13 protein-coding genes are annotated in these 16981 nt (G+C 57.2%); 4 read left to right on the forward strand and 9 right to left on the reverse strand.

Going from position 1 to position 16981, the window contains the following annotated elements; genetic code table 11:
- Nucleotides 1–37 precede the first annotated feature (37 nt).
- A complete protein-coding gene (locus ACQYWX_RS25560) occupies nt 38–1108 on the forward strand; it encodes a phospholipase A (RefSeq protein WP_431686821.1) in 1071 nt (356 codons plus the stop codon).
- A gap of 22 nt (nt 1109–1130) precedes the next feature.
- Here ACQYWX_RS25560 and ACQYWX_RS25565 read toward each other — a convergent pair whose 3' ends face one another.
- Both ACQYWX_RS25565 and ACQYWX_RS25570 read right to left on the reverse strand, forming a co-directional pair.
- Complete coding sequence (locus ACQYWX_RS25565; RefSeq protein WP_279505581.1) at nt 1131–2420, reverse strand: hypothetical protein; 1290 nt, start codon at nt 2418–2420, stop codon at nt 1131–1133.
- A gap of 84 nt (nt 2421–2504) precedes the next feature.
- Nucleotides 2505–4049: a hypothetical protein gene (locus ACQYWX_RS25570; protein ID WP_431686822.1), complete on the reverse strand. Its 1545-nt coding sequence runs from the start codon at nt 4047–4049 to the stop codon at nt 2505–2507.
- Between the two features lie 381 nt (nt 4050–4430).
- On the opposite strand from ACQYWX_RS25570, the gene ACQYWX_RS25575 reads away from it, so the two are divergent.
- Complete coding sequence (locus ACQYWX_RS25575) at nt 4431–4766, forward strand: YkgJ family cysteine cluster protein (RefSeq protein ID WP_431686823.1); 336 nt, start codon at nt 4431–4433, stop codon at nt 4764–4766.
- 34 nt (nt 4767–4800) lie between these two features.
- Here ACQYWX_RS25575 and ACQYWX_RS25580 read toward each other — a convergent pair whose 3' ends face one another.
- From ACQYWX_RS25580 to ACQYWX_RS25610, 7 genes are all read right to left on the reverse strand, one after another.
- On the reverse strand, nt 4801–5343 hold the full coding sequence (locus tag ACQYWX_RS25580; protein ID WP_431686824.1) for a hypothetical protein: 543 nt from the start codon (nt 5341–5343) through the stop codon (nt 4801–4803).
- 147 nt (nt 5344–5490) lie between these two features.
- Complete coding sequence (locus ACQYWX_RS25585) at nt 5491–6132, reverse strand: TetR/AcrR family transcriptional regulator (RefSeq protein ID WP_216737921.1); 642 nt, start codon at nt 6130–6132, stop codon at nt 5491–5493.
- A 116-nt stretch (nt 6133–6248) separates the two neighbouring features.
- Nucleotides 6249–7610 carry an 8-oxoguanine deaminase gene (locus ACQYWX_RS25590; protein ID WP_431686825.1) on the reverse strand — a complete coding sequence of 454 codons (1362 nt, stop codon included), beginning with the start codon at nt 7608–7610 and terminating at the stop codon, nt 6249–6251.
- An 87-nt stretch (nt 7611–7697) separates the two neighbouring features.
- Nucleotides 7698–8795: a BMP family ABC transporter substrate-binding protein gene (locus ACQYWX_RS25595; RefSeq protein ID WP_431686826.1), complete on the reverse strand. Its 1098-nt coding sequence runs from the start codon at nt 8793–8795 to the stop codon at nt 7698–7700.
- 101 nt (nt 8796–8896) lie between these two features.
- Nucleotides 8897–9823, reverse strand: coding sequence for an ABC transporter permease (locus ACQYWX_RS25600; RefSeq protein WP_216737924.1), 927 nt, complete (start codon nt 9821–9823; stop codon nt 8897–8899).
- Between the two features lie 12 nt (nt 9824–9835).
- Nucleotides 9836–10972: an ABC transporter permease gene (locus ACQYWX_RS25605; RefSeq protein ID WP_431686827.1), complete on the reverse strand. Its 1137-nt coding sequence runs from the start codon at nt 10970–10972 to the stop codon at nt 9836–9838.
- A 50-nt stretch (nt 10973–11022) separates the two neighbouring features.
- Entirely contained in the window at nt 11023–12603 is a 1581-nt protein-coding gene (locus ACQYWX_RS25610) for an ABC transporter ATP-binding protein (RefSeq protein ID WP_431686828.1), read from the reverse strand.
- A gap of 494 nt (nt 12604–13097) precedes the next feature.
- Here ACQYWX_RS25610 and xdhA point away from each other — a divergent pair, with 494 nt between their 5' ends.
- Nucleotides 13098–14567: a xanthine dehydrogenase small subunit gene (gene xdhA / locus ACQYWX_RS25615; protein ID WP_431686829.1), complete on the forward strand. Its 1470-nt coding sequence runs from the start codon at nt 13098–13100 to the stop codon at nt 14565–14567.
- Nucleotides 14560–16980 carry a xanthine dehydrogenase molybdopterin binding subunit gene (gene xdhB, locus ACQYWX_RS25620; protein WP_431686830.1) on the forward strand — a complete coding sequence of 807 codons (2421 nt, stop codon included), beginning with the start codon at nt 14560–14562 and terminating at the stop codon, nt 16978–16980. The genes xdhA and xdhB overlap by 8 nt, the downstream gene beginning before the upstream one ends.
- The last annotated feature ends 1 nt before the right edge of the window (nt 16981 follow it).

Raw genomic sequence — 16981 nt, forward strand, 5'->3', positions numbered from 1 at the left:
GCTTCCATAACCTGCCCAACGCGGATATTACCAGAGTATGAAATTTTCTAAATCAGCGCCTAATGGACTGAATACTATTACCTTTTGCTGCGCCTTGGCGCTGGGCGTCAACGCCCTGCCCGCGCAGGCTCAGTTGCAAGAAAAAGATCAGGATGAGACCGAAACCTGCGTGTTCAAAGCGCTGACCCAGGGCCCTGGCGATATGACTATCGACGAGCTGAAGAGCCATTGCGGCATAGAAATCCCCAAAATTCCTGAAAACGCCAGCCCAGCGGTGAAAAATGGAGAAAGCGTTATCGCCGAACGCATTATGCGGGAGCAGCTTTCCAGCAACAGCCGCAGCGTGATCACGCCGCACCTGCGCAACTACCTGATGCCGGTGTCTTACCTGAAAAACCCCAACAGCGAACCGTTACGCGAGGCTTACGACCTTGGGGAGGAGGCGGAACTGGACAACCTGGAGGCGAAGTTTCAGATCAGCCTGAAAGTGCCGCTGGCGCAGGAAACCTTCATCGACTCAGACGCCATATTTTTCGGGGTGACCCTCAAGTCCTTCTGGCAGGTGTATAACCACGATTATTCCGCGCCATTTAGAGAGACCAACTATGAGCCGGAAATATTCTGGATCGCGCCGGTGGACTGGACCTTTTCCACCGCGGATTTCAGTCTGCTGGCGGTGGGCTTCAGCCACCAGTCCAATGGGCGCTCGCAACCCCTGTCGCGGAGCTGGAACCGCATCTACGCCAACTTCATCTGGGAGCATAGCCGCTTCGTTTTCAGTCTGAAGCCCTGGTGGAGGATTCCGGAAGACCAGAAAAAGGACAAGCTCGACCCCAAAGGCGACGACAATCCTGATATCGACGACTACATGGGACACTTCGAGTTCACCACTGCCTATCGCTGGGATAACTATGAAGCCAGTCTCATGCTGCGCAACAACCTGCGCGAAGATAACAAAGGCGCAGTGGAATTGGGGTTCACCTTCCCATTATGGAAGCGGCTGCGCGGTTACGTGCAGTACTTCAACGGCTATGGCGAAAACCTGATGGACTATAACGCGTCGGTGGAGCGCATCGGCATCGGCGTGTTGCTGACTGACCTGCTCTGATCAAGCACTGCGTAGCGTTCCGTCAATTAGCGAGCAGGCGGTCGAACATTTTTTCCAGTTCCGCCTGCCGGTCATAATAGGAAATCTGGTATTGAGGCTCCAGAGCGAGCGACAAGTCCTCGCCATAACGAGCCAGACCGCGTAGTGACTCCAAGGCATTCTGCGCCTCTGTAAGAGAGGCGTTATCCTGCAAACCGGCCTGCGTCAGCGCAGCGGCGCTTTCTCCCGACGAAGGGATAAGCAGGCGCCATTCACCACGACTGTATGGCGCTACCGGTTCTCCCCGCCACAATCCTGGCGCGTCCAGGCCGAACGCCCTCAGGCGCAGCCAGCCTTGCTCCGGCGCAAAGACGCGCAGCCCCCTCGGAGACAGCCGCCAAGGACTTTGATTATCCACTTCCACCACCAGCTCGCCCTGGCCGACGACTTCATCATAAAGACGCTTATCGACGCTGATGTGCGTGCGCCCGTCCACCATCAACTGACGCACGGAGCTGATATCGATGACTTTGTGCAGTCCCAACAGGTTATAAGCAGGATAGGTAACGGTGACGATAGCAGTTTTGAGGCCCCGCCAGCGGGGCGTTTCCGCCGCCTTGCCGAGCAATCCGATCAGGCCCAGGATCACCGCGAATACGATGAAAAACTGCGTGGTGCGACGACCGTACAGGTTGGGAAGGATGACGCCGGCCACGCAAAATACAGCGAACGCCAGCCACCATAAAATTGCCGTCGGCGTCACCCAGCCGAATGGCAACGCCAACACACCAATCGCCGCCAGGATAGCGACGCCGGCGAAGACAAAGCGCCGGGAGCGCAGGTGAGAGGTAAGCGTTTTTTTAACGTCCGGGCGCACGACCCGCACCGCCCGGTTCATCGCTTTGGGTTCAGCGACGACGCCATTGCCGGTTTTAAAAGGCGATGGCTGCGGTTGCGGCTTTGGTTTGGGGGAAGACTTTTTCAGCTGCAGGTTCCAGAACTTAAGCTCCAGCCCCTGTCTGCACAGGCTATCGACTATTCCCTGGTTAATGGCGTCGTGAATCCCGCTGTCTTTGTCCGGCCCGCCTGGCGCATCAAGCAGTACTACACCCAGGCGCTCCTGCAGCTGTTCGCCCAATTTGCGCCAGACTGTCTCCACCTGCGCCATCGCCGTCTGCAACTCTTCCGAGTCCGCCGCCCGGTTGTTGCTCATCGCCCTGCCGATCAGCTCATTCTGCAAGCGCGTCCAAAACGCCCGCCAGGCCGACGGCGACAGAATGTCATCCACCGTCCCACGGGACTTTATAAATTCTTCGATCTGCGCTTTTTCCATTCCGTCGTAATCCGCCGTCACCTATTGTTTGTTCGGCACAAGGTCTCGTTGATCGTAGTCGCGCCCCAGGCAGGACGCATGGATTTACAGGGTTCCGCCAGACAGTGTCGGGGGCGGAGTTTTCTTATCGGCCCGTTTGGCGGCATCGTCCGGGGCGGCGTCTGGGGTCATCCCCCCCGCCATCAGCACCCTGCGCAGGTTATTCAATGACTGCTCAGCCTGCGCCAGGGCTCCTTTTGCGTATTTCTCCAGCCAATGACGGAACAAACGCTCCTGCTCCGCTTTACGCTGTGCGGAGAAAGCGTCTTTTTGGCCTTTATCCCGGCTCAGGCGGTCATAATATTGCTCCATCGCCAGTAAATTATCGGCGATTTCTTTCTCGACTTGCCCGTGCGCCTCTTCAATTTTACCCCGCAATTTTCCTTTCGCCGCCGTAGCGTCGTGCAGGTCCAGCAGTGCGTCCGTTTGCGCCAGCTTGTTGAGCAGGTAGGCATCATATTCCTGTACGCATTCCAGCCGCTCGCGCAGCTCTTCTTCGCCTGATTCCGCGAACGCCAACAGGTATTCTTCACAGCCGAAAGCATCCGGCGACTTCACGCCGAAGCGCTCCGTTTGCTGGAGCAGATAGTCATACTGCGCCTGAAGTCGCAGCGCTTCATTGGTTTCATTCCGCCATACGCGTCGATACAGCGCCTGCTCCCACGCCAGTTTCTGGGCGCGCGCCTGTTTGTCCAGCTCCGCCACTCTTCTGCTGCGGGCGACATCTTCACGCGCCATATCAGAACGCACTCGCAGCGCCTGTTGGGTCAGCGCATCGCGATGTTCCGGCTCCAGCATGGGGTCCAACAGACCAGCGTCAAAGCTGGCGAGAATCGCTTTCAGCTTATCCCGGTAAACAATGGGCGTATGCGCGCTTTTATAGACATCCAGCTTTGCGCGGATAGGAGACAGAGATAAGTGATGCGCTCTGGCGATGACGTCGAGCTGGCTGAATACACGCGTCTCCAGAGTGCGAATTTCTTCAAATGGATAGAATTCCGCCGCCCAGTGGCGCAAACCGGACAAATCCCAACTCATCTTGGCGATACGCACGCGAGTCGGCTTGAAGCCTTTGCGCACCACGCCTTTGGCCTGCTCCTCCGTCAGCCAGAGGCGGCCGTCTTCGCCGGGCGTCCAAAACAGATTGCTCCAGTCAAACTGGTGGGGCAGCGATAGCGACCAGTCGCCGCCGCCCGGCTTCGCCATGCCCGGGTCCACATCAATACACACCGGCTGTTTGAAAGCATTGCTGGGTCCGCACAGGTAGACGGTCATGTCGTAAGGCAGGATGGTGGCGGCGACCTCCGGGGGAATGCTGTCGCCCTGAATGCCGGCGCCCAACTCTGTGTCAACGAGCCCGGGTTGGGCCTTCCACTTGATGGAGCCGCTCACGGCGGGGCCGCTCAACAATGGATACAGCTCCCAGCGCAGGGAATACGCCATGGGACGCAAGCCGTCTTTGTCTTGATGCTCCCCAGAGATCTCGCCTTTGTGGCCATAGGGAGAAACAGAAGGCGCCGCCGCCAGGGACGCAGTGAACATGAAAAGGATAAGCGCTGACCACCAATGATTATTCAAAGCGCCAACCATGAAAAACTCTCATTGCCATTCCTGTTGATGACCCGATTTACACTTTACTTCCATTTGCTCGGTCTTCCCCTAACCGTCAAGCGAACAGCGATCTCTTAACGGCGGGCTTCAGCCGGAGTGTGATTGTGCATAATCCTAAAAAAATAGTAATCCTGCCTTGCACTTAGGCCGAATGCCCGAGCTGGAGTCGACCGCCTCCTCCCTCAGTTTATACCTCTATTTATTGACTATATTGCCAAAATGCGGAATTGAACAGATAATGGCCTCCGATTTACGGCGGCCGAACGGTTTCCATGCCGATTTCCCGGTCGTCGCCCAAGCAGATTTATCTATCAAACCATCCAGAGTTAGCGCTGGTTGTTGTGCACGGAGTGTGTGGCAATGAGTGTGGACAACCCCTGTTTGTCCTGTGGCGCCTGTTGCGCCAGTTTTCGCGTGTCTTTTTATTGGGCTGAGGCGGATGCTGAGTCCGGAGGCGTGGTGCCGCTGGAATTTACCGAGAAGCTGAACCCCTGGCGTAGCGTGATGGTCGGCACCAATCAGCCGCAACCCCGTTGTCGCGCGTTATGCGGTGATATCGGCGGCTATACGACTTGCTCTATCTATGATCAAAGGCCCACTCCCTGCCGAGAGTTCGAAGCTGGCTCAGAGGGCTGCCTGAAAGCCAGGGCGAAGCACGGCTTGCCTTTGGACTTTCCCGACTGGCGGGCCGCCTGACCCAGGCGGCCGCACATCGCTCTGGAATCGAGCCTTAGCGTAGTCGACCGGCGCAATCCGCGCACTCCAGCACCTGCACGCGCTTGGTGAATGCCGGCGGCGCGCCGCTGTGAAAGGCGTCGCTTTCACTCAGCCTCCGGTAGACGGCTACATCGTAGGTCAATGGGTATTGCTTGTCGGATGTCGCATAGCCGGCGCAATCGCCATCGCTGCGAAAAATGCAAAACTCAAACTGATAGGCGCGCGGCCGCACCAACTCTACTGTTTCCGTCGACAGACAAACCCGGTCGCTGTCGCTCAGGCTGCCAGTCACTGCATAGTTATTGCAGATTTCGGCGGTCCCCCCATACAGATACTCGACGCCGTCCGCCCCGACAAAACGGCTGACTTCGTTCACTTTGGCGAATATTAACTTTGAACCTACGCCATTCGAAGATTTGGCGTGAAAGGTCACTACCGGCATATCCGGCGAATAGAAACGGTTCCGATAGATATCGCCCCAGTCCGACTGAGGGCCCAATTGCGCAGAAGCCAGCGCGGGAAACAGCGCCAGCATTAAGGACAGCAGTATCTTCATACAGGTTCTCCCCGGGGATTACGATGATCAACTGAGGAAACCGGCCCGGACGCAAGGCCCAGAGCCTTAACCACGTCTGCCGTGGTTAGACTCCAGTGAAAGAAGAAAGTTCATTGAAAGCGGATAATTTATCGCGTTGACGTCCTGTCAGGGAGTTTGGACGCCGCAGCCTTTCAGGATGATGCGAATGAGATTGTCCGCCGCGAAATCGAAATCCTTGGAGGTCAGCTTTTTACGTCCCAACACCGCTTCAATCTGGGTGCTGAAGTCCGCGTAATGCTGGGTAGCGCTCCAAATCAGGAAAATCAGGTGCTCGGGGGAAATGGGATCAATTTTGCCCTGATCAATCCAGGACTGAATCACCGCTGATTTTTCCCTGACCCATTGGCGGTTATTGGATTTCAGGTATTTGCCCAGCGTGGGCGCCCCGCTGATTATCTCCGTCGCGAAGATCTTGGAGGCCAGTGGATGGGTTTTCGCCAGCATCACCTTGGAGCGGATATAACGTCCCAGGGCGTCCGCCGGACTGTCTTCCGGGCGAATGGCGTCGAAAGCGGAGTTCCAGAGTTCGACAATATCGCTCAACACCGCCAGATAAAGATCGTGCTTGCTCTTGAAGTAATAATGAACGTTGGCTTTGGGCAGCCCTGCTGTGTCGGCAATCTGCTGAACTGTCGCGCCCTTGAAACCGTGGCGGGCGAATTCAATTTCCGCCGCCCGCAGGATAAGCATTTCATTCTTTTGCCTGATACGGCCCGGATTCTCCACACGGTTTGTTTTCAATACCATAGTCGCCCTAACCATCCCCTGCTGCTTAATGGGTGAACAGTTCGCGGGCCGCCGCGACAACGGCGACGACGCCCACGGTTAACTCACTGAATTAACGTATTGTTCATGTTATGGCGTCAACTGCAAGCGGCTTGGCGCAAACGCAGCGCCGCAGCGGTATGTTCCGCACGCAATCGAGCCATATCCACATCCATAAGTTCACTGTTTTTGACGCGCCAACGCCCGGCCACCATCACTGCATCCGCCTGATGGGCGCCACACAACACCAACGCCGCCAAGGGATCGCCTGCGCCGGAAAAGCGGTTCTCATCCAGCTTGAACAGCGCCAGGTCCGCCTGCTTCCCAACGCCCAGCACGCCCAGTTCAGGACGTTTGAGCAGCTTCGCCGAGCCCTTGGTGGCCAGATCCAGCGCCCATTGATGAGTGATCTGGCCCGGCGCATAACGTAAGCGCTGTATTAACAGCGCCTGTCGCACTTCCTGAATCATGTTGGAGCAATCATTGGAGGCGGAGCCGTCCACCGCCAACCCCACGGGCGCTCCTCGCTGTTGCAGGTCCAGTGTCTGACATACGCCGGAGCCAAGCAGCATATTGGAGCTGGGACAATGCGCCACGCCCACGCCGCGCCGCCCGAGTTCGTCCATTTCTTCGTCGGTGAAGTGAATGCCGTGGGCAAGCCAGACGCCTTCGTGCATCCAGCCCACTTCCGCCAGATACTCTACCGGCCGCACCCCATATACCCGTATGCAGAAGTCATTTTCATCCTCGGTTTCCGCCAGATGGGTGTGTAGCAAAACGCCTTCTCGGGAAGCCAGATGATTGGTTTCCTGCATGAGTTCGCGAGTTACGGAGAATGGCGAGCAAGGCGCCAGGGCAATCTGCAGCATGGAGCCGTCATTGGCGTCATGATAGGCGCGGATAAGGCGCAGGCTGTCATCCAGAATCGACTGCTCGTCCTGCACTACTGACTGGGGCGGCAGGCCGCCGTCTTTTTCGCCAAGACTCATGGAGCCCCGCGTCAATACCGCGCGGATGCCCATCTTGCGCACCGCTTCCGCCTGAATATCGATGGCGTTATCGATCTGCATGGGAAACAGATAGTGATGATCCGACGCCGTGGAGCAGCCTGACAACAGGAGTTCCGCTGACGCCATCTCCGTGGCCAGACGCACCATATCCGCATCCAGGTGCGCCCATACTTTGTACAGGCTCTGCAGCCAGGGGAACAAGGGCTTGTTCAAGGCATCGGGCAACGCCCGCGTCAAGGTCTGATAGAAATGATGATGGGTGTTGATCAAGCCCGGCAGCAATACATGCTGCGACGCGTCGAAGGTTTCGTCATAAGGAGTAGAAGGCGCGCCGCCAGCGGCCACCAGCTCAACGATTTGCGAGCCGCGCGTCACCACGCCGCCGCCAGCGTCGCAGTTCGCTTCCTGACCGTATATCGCCAGCGGATTCTTTATCCAGAGAGTCGTCATCAGATCACCCGTATTTTGATCGCCCTAATTACCAGACGCCGGAAATACCGGCGCCGGGGCCATCATAAGTTAAAGCAGGACGGGCGCCTACTTGGGAAGCTCTCCTTCCACGCCTTCCACATACCAGTTCAGGGAGAGCAGATCCTCATCGCTCATCACTTCGCCGGCAGGCACTTTGACTGCGCCGCTTTGATCTTTGACTGGTCCCTGGAAGGGATGCAGTTTGCCGTCGATGATCGCCTGCTTACGCTCTTCCACCAATTTGACTACGTCTTCTGGAATCGCCGGATTCAACGGCGCCAGCGCCGTCGCGCCGCTCGCCAGACCGCCCCAGAAGTCAGTTGACGTCCAGGAGCCGTCCATCACAGATTTCACTTTCTCCAGATAGACCGGCCCCCAATTGTGGGTCGCTGCAGTCAGATGCGCGTCTTTGCCGTACAGAGACATGTCGGAGTGATAACCAAACGCGTACACGCCTTTAGCTTGCGCCGCCTGGATAGGCCCTGGGGAATCCGTGTGCTGGTTAATGATGTCCGCGCCTTGCAGAATCAGAGTTTCCGCCGCTTCCCGCTCTTTCGCCGGATCGTACCAGGAGCTGACCCAAACCACTTTCACCACCGCTTTCGGGTTGACGCTGCGCAGGCCTTGGGTGAAGGCGTCGATGCCGCGCACCACTTCAGGAATCGGGAAGGAACCGACATAGCCGATGATATTGGACTTGGTCATTTTGCCAGCGATAACGCCGGTCAGGTAACGGCCTTCATAAATACGGTCGAAGTAAGTGCCTACATTCTTCGCACGCTTGTAACCGCTGGCGTGTTCGAATTTCACTTTGGGAAATTGCTTGGCCACTTTCAGGGTCGGGTTCATGTAGCCGAAAGAAGTGGTGAAAATCAGATCGTTGCCGGATTTGGCCAATTGACGAATCACACGCTCTGCGTCCGCGCCTTCCGCCACGCTCTCAACATAGGTGGTTTTCACTTTATCGCCGAGCTGCTCTTCAACGTACTTGCGCGCTTTGTCGTGAGAATAGGTCCAGCCCGCGTCGCCGGTGGGACCGACATAGACAAAACCGACCTTGACCGGCTCCGCCGCGGTCACCGACTGCGCCGACATGAACAGCGCCAGTGCGACGCCTGCGGCTTTGGCGAAGCGCTGCGCCAACGATTTCTTTTCTTGCTTCATACAATGTAACCCCTTCAGCAGGATAGTTTTTGAGTTATCCGCAGCTCCTTGCGCATCGCCTGACCCAGGCCGTCCGGGCCTGGCGCGTAATTCATCGACCGTTAGTCCGCCGGGTGAAACGGTTTGCCCAGCGATACCGGAGCGTAGAGTTTCACCCTGGCTTTATCAGAGGAAAGCATCACCAGCACCACAATAGTCGCCAAGTACGGCATGATCGCCAACAAATTCGGCGACACCGAAAAGCCCAGCCCCTGCGCGACCAGATGCATGATGCTGAAAGCGCCAAACAAATAGGCCCCCAGCAACACCCGCTCGGCTTTCCAACTGGCGAACACCACCAGCGCCAGCGCAATCCAGCCGCGTCCGGCGGTCATGTTCTCCGCCCACAACGGGGTGTAGGCCAGCGATAAATAGGCGCCCGCCAGTCCCGCCATAGCCCCGCCGAACATCACCGCCAGATAGCGAATCTTGAACACCGGCAGGCCCGTCGCCTTGGCGGATTGTGGCGATTCGCCCACTGCTTTCAGCGCCAGCCCGGCATGGGACCGGTTCAAAAACAGGTAAACACCGACAAACAGCCCGAATGAAAGATAGACCAGCGGATCATGACTGAACAGAATGCGACCAACGAAAGGAATGTCGGAAAGTAAAGGAATGTGCCAGGGCTCGATGCCAACCAGCGGCGTTCCGACATAGTCGCTGCCGACAAAAGCGCTGAGCCCGGTTCCGAAAATGGTCAAAGCCAGACCCGTGGCGACCTGATTGGCGCTTAAGTTAAGCGCAATAAAGCCGAATAACAGAGACATCATCAGCCCCGCCGCCATGGCGAAGGTGACGCCCAGCCACAAATTGCCGGTCTCTAATGCGGCGATGAAACCGATCACCGCTCCCATCAGCATCATGCCTTCCTGACCCAGGTTGAGCACGCCGGACTTCTCACACACCAGCTCGCCCAGCGCGACAAGTATCAGAGGCGTGCCCGTGCGCACGGTGGCGTACAGAATGTTGACTATCAGATCATAATCCATGACGACGCCCCGTTATTGTGAATGCGTGGAAAGGTTTGCGTCTGCGCCATTCACCAAGGCCGCGGACGATGGCTTGCGCAGGGCGCTAAAACGCGGACTCAGGCGGATGCGATAGGCGATCAGCACGTCACAGGCCAGCAGGAAAAACAGCAACATGCCCTGGAACAGGCCTGTCAGCGCCAATGGCAGGTTCAGCTCAATCTGCACCAGCTCGCCGCCGATGTAGATCAACGCCATCAACATGCTCGACAGCAGAATGCCTACTGGATGCAAACGTCCCAGAAAGGCGACGATAATCGCCGCGTAGCCGTAGCCCGGCGACACCTGCGGCACCAGTTGCCCAATGGGCCCCGTCACTTCGCATACGCCTGCCAGCCCGGCCAAAGCGCCGCTCAATAACAGCGCCAGCCACACCAGACGACGCTCTTTAAACCCGGCAAAGTGAGCCGCGCGGGTATCCAGCCCCAGCACTTTGATCTGAAATCCAACGAAGGTCTTGCTCAGCAACACCCACACCGCCACCAGAGCGAACAACGCGAACAGGATGCCGATATGCATGCGGCTGTCTTCCAGCAACAACGGCAAAGTCACGGTTTCAGTGAAGAGAGCGGACTCAGGAAAATTGAAACCGCCAGGATCTTTGAGAGGTCCATGCACGCTAAACAGAAGCAAATTCAGGGCGATATAGTTCAGCATGATGGTGGTGAGTATTTCATTGGTGTTGAAATGGGTTTTCAACAGGGCGGGAATCGCCGCCCACGCCATGCCCGCCAGCGCGCCCGCCACCAACACCACCGGCAGAGCGAATGCAGAGTCGCTTTCCAGGAACTGCAGCGCTACGCCGCCGCCGACCAACGCGCCGAACAAGAGTTGTCCTTCCGCCCCGATATTCCAGACTTTACCCCGGTAACATACTGCCAAACCCAGCGCGCACAGCATAATCGGCGCAGCTTTCACCCCCAGCTCGGTCCAGCCGTACAAGTCCGATACCGGCGCTATAAAGAAGGTATATAAAGTTTGCAGCGGGTCTTTACCCAACGCCCAAAACAAGATGGAGCCGGTAATCAGCGTCAATGTTCCCGCCAATATGGGAGAGAGATACGCCATCCAGCGGGAGTCGTCTACGCGACGCTCCAGTTTAAAAATCATTGCCCGGCCCCCTTCGCTAACACGTCTGCTTTGTTATGCTCTCTCATCCTTCAGGCTCCCACCGCTTGTTGCGGCGCGGGCTGCGACGACTCCAGAAAGTCGCCGCCCATCCAACCCCCGACTTCGGCGATGGTTGTCTCCCTTGTCTCTTTAATCGGCGAGATCTTGCCCACGTACAGAGCGCATATGCGGTCGCTGATGGCGAACAACTCGTCCAGGTCTTCCGACACCACCAGAATAGCAGCGCCACGGTCACGCAGTTCGATCAACGCTTTGTGAATCGCCAGTGCGGCGCCCACATCCACGCCCCAGGTCGGGTGCGCGGCGATCAGAAGCTTAGGATTCTGCAGGATTTCGCGGCCAATGATGAATTTTTGCAGGTTGCCCCCGGAGAGGCACTTAGCATGGGTTTCTGTGTTGGGCGCTTTGACATTGAAGCGGGTGCGCACGGTTTCAGCGAATTTGCGCACCGCCGGCATGCTGATCAGGCCGGCCTTGGTCAGTCCCTGAAAATAGCCGGTCAACAGTCCGTTCTCTTTCAGGCTCATATCCGGCACGGCGCCGCGGCCCAGCCGCTCTTCCGGCACAAAGCCCACTCCCAGTTTACGGCGCTGCCCAGACGTCATCGCCGCCACCGGTTGCGCCAGCAGGCGAATCGCTGCGGGGGAATCCAGAACCACCGTTTCCCCGCTCAGCGCCGCCAACAGCTCTTCCTGTCCGTTGCCGGCCACACCCGCCACACCGAGAATTTCACCGGCTTTCACGGTGAAGCTAAGGGACTCCAGGTTGACGCCGAAAGGGTCATCCGTCTTCACCGACAGATTCTCTACAATTAGATAGTCTTCGCCGCCGGTCGTCTTCTCATGCTCCGCATGCACCGGCGTATCGTCGCCCACCATCAGGCGGGCAATGCTGTGATTGGTCTCTTCCGCCGGAACGCAATGGCCGCTGACTCTGCCCGCCCGCAAAATAGTGGCGCTGTCGCACAGGGCGCGCACTTCATTCAGCTTGTGGCTTATAAATAGAATGCTGCAGCCTTCCTGGGACAGTTGCCGCAGGGTGGCGAATAACTGGTCGACTTCTTGAGGCGTTAATACTGAGGTCGGCTCATCCAAGATCAGCAGCTTGATATCCTGTAGCAGACAGCGCACGATCTCGACCCGCTGACGTTCGCCGATAGATAAGGTATGCACCAGACGATCCGGGTTCAGCGCCATACCGTATTTGTCGGAGACCTCGCTGATGCGACGGGACAAAGCCGCGCGGTCGCGCACCTGCACTTTGGGCAGACTGAGAGAAATGTTCTCAGCGACCGTAAGCGTTTCGAATAAAGAGAAGTGCTGGAACACCATACCGATGCCCAGTCTGCGCGCCGCGGCCGGATCAGCGATCTCCACTGGCTCGCCTTCCCAGTAAATGACGCCGGCGTCAGGCCGGGTAACCCCGTAGATAATTTTCATCAAAGTGCTTTTGCCGGCCCCGTTCTCGCCGAGAAGGGCGTGCACTTCGCCAGGACGGATATTGAGATGTGCGCGATCATTAGCCAGGCAGCCAGGATACTGCTTGGTGATTCCCTGTAATTGCAGCCGGTAGTCCTTACTCGGCGGAGGAAGATCAATATCGATAGTCATGCGCTGCCAAGCCTCTTTGGAACATTTTTGCTGTTTTTATTCTGTCCGGCTCCGGGGTTTGACGCCGGCCCAGGTCAAACAGGGGCCGCATCATCAACATAAACCCCGGCAATTTCAACCGCCCCAACCCGCTATTTCAGTGGGTTCAGACCGCCTTATGCCGGTTTGCGTTCATTCCGAATGCAAATTTTTGGCCAACTGGTCAGCTTTTTATTTATTGACCAGTTGATCAACTTTGGCAAAACATTTGCTAACCTTACATCGACGTTAAATTCCGCCTAATGTTCGATCAGATCTGACTTGAACTATAGGTTGACCGGATTTGTATGTAAATAATAACCTGACCATGTAGACAAGTTTTTTAAAGGGCGTAAGCTATAAGGACAGGCGTGGAAAACGAGCGGCTGTCTGCGCATGAAACTAAGCGGCGACATGCGGACGTTATAACAAAAAATTTTTAGTAAGCTGTAATAAAAAGACCAAGGTACGCCACGGTGATTCGATTTTTACTGAACGACGACGCCTTAGAGCTCGATAATTTTGACCCTGATTTGACCATTTTAGAGTTCTTGCGCACCAATAAGGGGCTGACCGGAACCAAAGAGGGCTGCGCCTCCGGCGACTGCGGCGCCTGCACCGCAGTGATCGCCACGGAGGAAAACGGCGCATTAGCCTACCGCTCCATTAATACCTGCATTACCTTCCTGGGAGGGTTGCACGGCAAGCAGCTCATTACCGTTGAATATCTTAACCGGCGCGGCGCCTTGCACCCGGTGCAACAGGCCATGGTGGACCAGCACGGTTCTCAATGCGGTTTCTGCACGCCGGGCTTCGTTATGTCCCTGTACGCCTTATATCAGCATAAACAGCAGAAAGCGGATACACGCGCCTGCTCACGTCAGGAAGGAGAGGCCTATCTGGCCGGCAATCTGTGCCGCTGCACCGGCTATCGCCCTATTCTGGACGCCGCCCGTCAGGCCACCTCACCGGAGCAACTGGCGCAAATCAAAGAGGATGAAGCCGCCATCTGCGCCAGACTGGCCGCTATCAAAGCACAGGGCCCGGGTTCCGTGACCCGCGACGACCAAGGCGTTACTAAGCACTTTCACCTGCCAACGAATCTGGATCAGCTCGCCCAGTTTTACGACGCGGCCCCAAGCGCCCGCCTGCTGGCCGGCGGCACCGATCTGGCGTTGGAAGTCACCCAGCAATTGAAGCAGCTCGACAACATTATTTATGTCGGCGCGGTCGATGAAATGAACGCGTTGACGGTGACTGAGGACACGCTGGAGATCGGCGCGGCCGTCACCTACGAGCGCGCTATGTCCGCGCTGTCCCAGGAATACCCTGACATGGAGCCCTTCCTGGAGCGCCTGGGCTCAATGCAGGTACGCAACCAGGGCACCCTCGGCGGCAATATCGGCAACGCTTCTCCTATCGGCGACATGCCTCCGGTTCTGTTGGCGTTGAACGCCGTATTGACCTTGCGTAAGGGCGAACAAAGCCGCCGCCTGCCGCTGGATCAGTTTTTCCTGGAATACAAGAAAACCGCCTTGCAGCCCGGCGAGTTCATCGCATCCATCAGCATTCCCCGCGCCCGCCCGGACGTCAGCCTGCATCTATATAAAGTCAGCAAGCGTTTGGAGGATGACATTTCCGCCGTGTGTCTGGCCTGTTATCTCAAGATCGAGAACGGCTCAGTGGCGGAAATCCGACTTGGCGTCGGCGGTATGGCGGCGATACCCAAACGCGCCACGCTTACCGAACAGGCGATGTTGCAACAACTCTGGACGCCAGACACTATCCAAGCGGCCCAGACGGCGATCATGCAGGAGTTTTCACCTTTGAGCGATGTCCGCGCCAGCGCCGATTACCGGCGCAAAGTGGCTGCTAATCTGTTGCAGCGGTTGTATATTGAAAGCGCCGATGGGGCGGTGGCGACGAGGGTATTTCACTATGCGTGATCTGTTGAACAAACTCGGCAAACCACTTGAGGTCAAGCTGGATAGCGCCGTCTTAGCGCAATCCCAGGCTCCGACCACCCAAGGCTCCCCCAAAGCCGGCCGCGACGCCAAACATGACAGCGCCCACAAACATGTGGCCGGCGCCGCTCAATATATCGACGACCGTTTTCCTCACGCGGGACAATTGTATGGCTGCGTAGGCAAAAGCCCACACGCTCACGCCCGCGTCATTTCCATGAATCTGGACAAAGTCCGCGCTGCGCCGGGCGTGCTGTGCGTGATTACCGCCGACGACATACCCGGACATCTGGATATCGGTCCGGTATTCCCCGGCGATATGTTGCTGGTTAAGGATAAAGTGGAATTCGTCGGCCAACCTCTATTCGCCGTCGCGGCGGAGAGTCACGCCGCTGCGCGCCGCGCCGTGAAACTGGCGGAAGTTGAATATGAAGTATTGCCGGCGACCCTCACTATCGAAGATGCGCTGCAACAACAACTGTTTGTGCGTCCTCCTCATCAGATGCGCCTGGGCGAGCCGGAAACAGCCCTCGCCAACGCCCCCAATCGCCTGCGCGGCGATATAGAAGTCGGCGGTCAGGAGCATTTCTATCTGGAGGGACAGATATCCCTGGCGATTCCAGAGGAAGACGGCGGCATGCACATCTTCGCCTCCAGCCAGCACCCTTCGGAAGTGCAGAAGCTGGTGGCGGAAGTACTCGATGTTCCCTTCAACCGCATTACTGTCGACGTGCGTCGCATGGGCGGCGGTTTCGGCGGCAAAGAGACTCAGGCTGCGCCCTGGGCCTGTCTTGCTGCGGTGCTGGCGCGAAAAAGCGGCCGACCGGTTAAATTCCGCCTCAGTCGCAGCGACGATATGGAAATGACCGGCAAGCGCCATCACTTTCATAATCACTTTGATGTGGGCTTTAACGACGAAGGCCGTATATTGGGCGCCGACATTACCGTCAACGGTCTGTGCGGCTATTCACCGGACCTGTCCGACGCCATCGTCGATCGCGCCATGTTCCACTCCGACAACGCCTACTTCCTCGCTAACGCCAACATTACCGGCAATCGCTGCAAGACCCATACGGTTTCCAATACCGCGTTTCGCGGCTTCGGCGGTCCACAAGGCATGATAGCGGCGGAAGCCATGATAGAGGCGATCGCCCGACGCGTCGGCAAAGATCCGGTGGAAATACGTCTGTTGAACTATTACCGGGAAGATCATGAGCGCTATGACTTCAAGCAAGACGGCTATGACGTCACGCCCTACCATCAGAAAGTAGAGCAGAACCTCATTCCGCTGATGACTCGTAAGCTGATGGCGGATGCGGACTACCACGCCCGTAAAGCGGCTATTCGCGCGTTCAACGCGTCCAGCCCGATCTTGAAAAAAGGTCTGGCGCTGACGCCGGTGAAATTCGGCATATCCTTCACCGTACAACACCTTAACCAGGCTGGCGCGCTAATTCATATCTACACCGACGGCAGCATTCACCTGAACCACGGCGGTACGGAAATGGGTCAGGGCCTGTACACCAAGGTGGCGCAGATCGTCGCCCAGGAGTTTCAGGTCGACGTGGACAACATCGTCGTCTCCGCGGCGCGTACGGACAAAGTGCCCAATACCTCGCCAACGGCGGCGTCTTCGGGCACCGATCTGAACGGCAAGGCGGCGCAAAACGCCGCACAGACGATCAAGGGCCGACTGATCGAGTTCGCCTGTGAGCAATATCAGGTGACGCCGGAGCAGGTTTACTTCGCAGACAATAATGTCCATGTAGGTGAAAAGGCGTTTCCGTTCGCCGAGTTCATCCAGCAGGCTTACATGGGCCGTGTGTCACTGTCCGCCACCGGTTTCTATAAAACGCCGAAAATCCATTATGACCGCGACACCGCATCCGGCCGCCCCTTCTTTTACTTCGCCAATGGCGTCGCCGCTTCGGAAGTGGTCGTCGACACCTTGACCGGTGAGTACAAAGTGTTGCGGGCGGATATTCTGCATGACGTGGGCAAATCGCTGAATCCCGCCATCGACATTGGCCAGATCGAGGGCGGTTTTATCCAGGGCATGGGCTGGCTCACCACCGAAGAAGTCTGCTGGGACGCCAATGGCCGCCTGCTCAGCAACAGTCCGGCGAATTACAAGATTCCCACGCTGGGCGATCTGCCGGAGGTGCTGAATGTGGAGTTGTTGCCGAACGAACCCAACCGCGAGGAAACCATCTATCATTCCAAAGCCGTGGGCGAGCCGCCGTTCATGCTGGCGATCTCCGTTTGGTGCGCCTTGAAAGACGCCATTTCCAGCTTGACGGATTACCGTATTGATCCGCCGTTGCACACGCCATCCACACCTGAGAAGGTGTTAGCGGCGGTGGAAGCGACCTTGAGCGCCGCCAAGGGAGAGTAAG

It is taken from the genome of Hahella sp. NBU794, assembly GCF_050749805.1.
Lineage (GTDB): Bacteria > Pseudomonadota > Gammaproteobacteria > Pseudomonadales > Oleiphilaceae > Hahella.

Coding starts and splice junctions, on each gene's coding strand:
- ACQYWX_RS25605 (WP_431686827.1), bottom strand. CDS start 10,972: ATGATTTTTAAACTGGAGCGTCGCGTAGACGACTCCCGCTGGATGGCG.
- ACQYWX_RS25590 (WP_431686825.1), bottom strand. CDS start 7,610: ATGACGACTCTCTGGATAAAGAATCCGCTGGCGATATACGGTCAGGAA.
- ACQYWX_RS25575 (WP_431686823.1), top strand. CDS start 4,431: ATGAGTGTGGACAACCCCTGTTTGTCCTGTGGCGCCTGTTGCGCCAGT.
- xdhB (WP_431686830.1), top strand. CDS start 14,560: ATGCGTGATCTGTTGAACAAACTCGGCAAACCACTTGAGGTCAAGCTG.
- ACQYWX_RS25560 (WP_431686821.1), top strand. CDS start 38: ATGAAATTTTCTAAATCAGCGCCTAATGGACTGAATACTATTACCTTT.
- ACQYWX_RS25570 (WP_431686822.1), bottom strand. CDS start 4,049: ATGGTTGGCGCTTTGAATAATCATTGGTGGTCAGCGCTTATCCTTTTC.
- ACQYWX_RS25565 (WP_279505581.1), bottom strand. CDS start 2,420: ATGGAAAAAGCGCAGATCGAAGAATTTATAAAGTCCCGTGGGACGGTG.
- ACQYWX_RS25580 (WP_431686824.1), bottom strand. CDS start 5,343: ATGAAGATACTGCTGTCCTTAATGCTGGCGCTGTTTCCCGCGCTGGCT.
- ACQYWX_RS25600 (WP_216737924.1), bottom strand. CDS start 9,823: ATGGATTATGATCTGATAGTCAACATTCTGTACGCCACCGTGCGCACG.
- ACQYWX_RS25610 (WP_431686828.1), bottom strand. CDS start 12,603: ATGACTATCGATATTGATCTTCCTCCGCCGAGTAAGGACTACCGGCTG.
- ACQYWX_RS25595 (WP_431686826.1), bottom strand. CDS start 8,795: ATGAAGCAAGAAAAGAAATCGTTGGCGCAGCGCTTCGCCAAAGCCGCA.
- ACQYWX_RS25585 (WP_216737921.1), bottom strand. CDS start 6,132: ATGGTATTGAAAACAAACCGTGTGGAGAATCCGGGCCGTATCAGGCAA.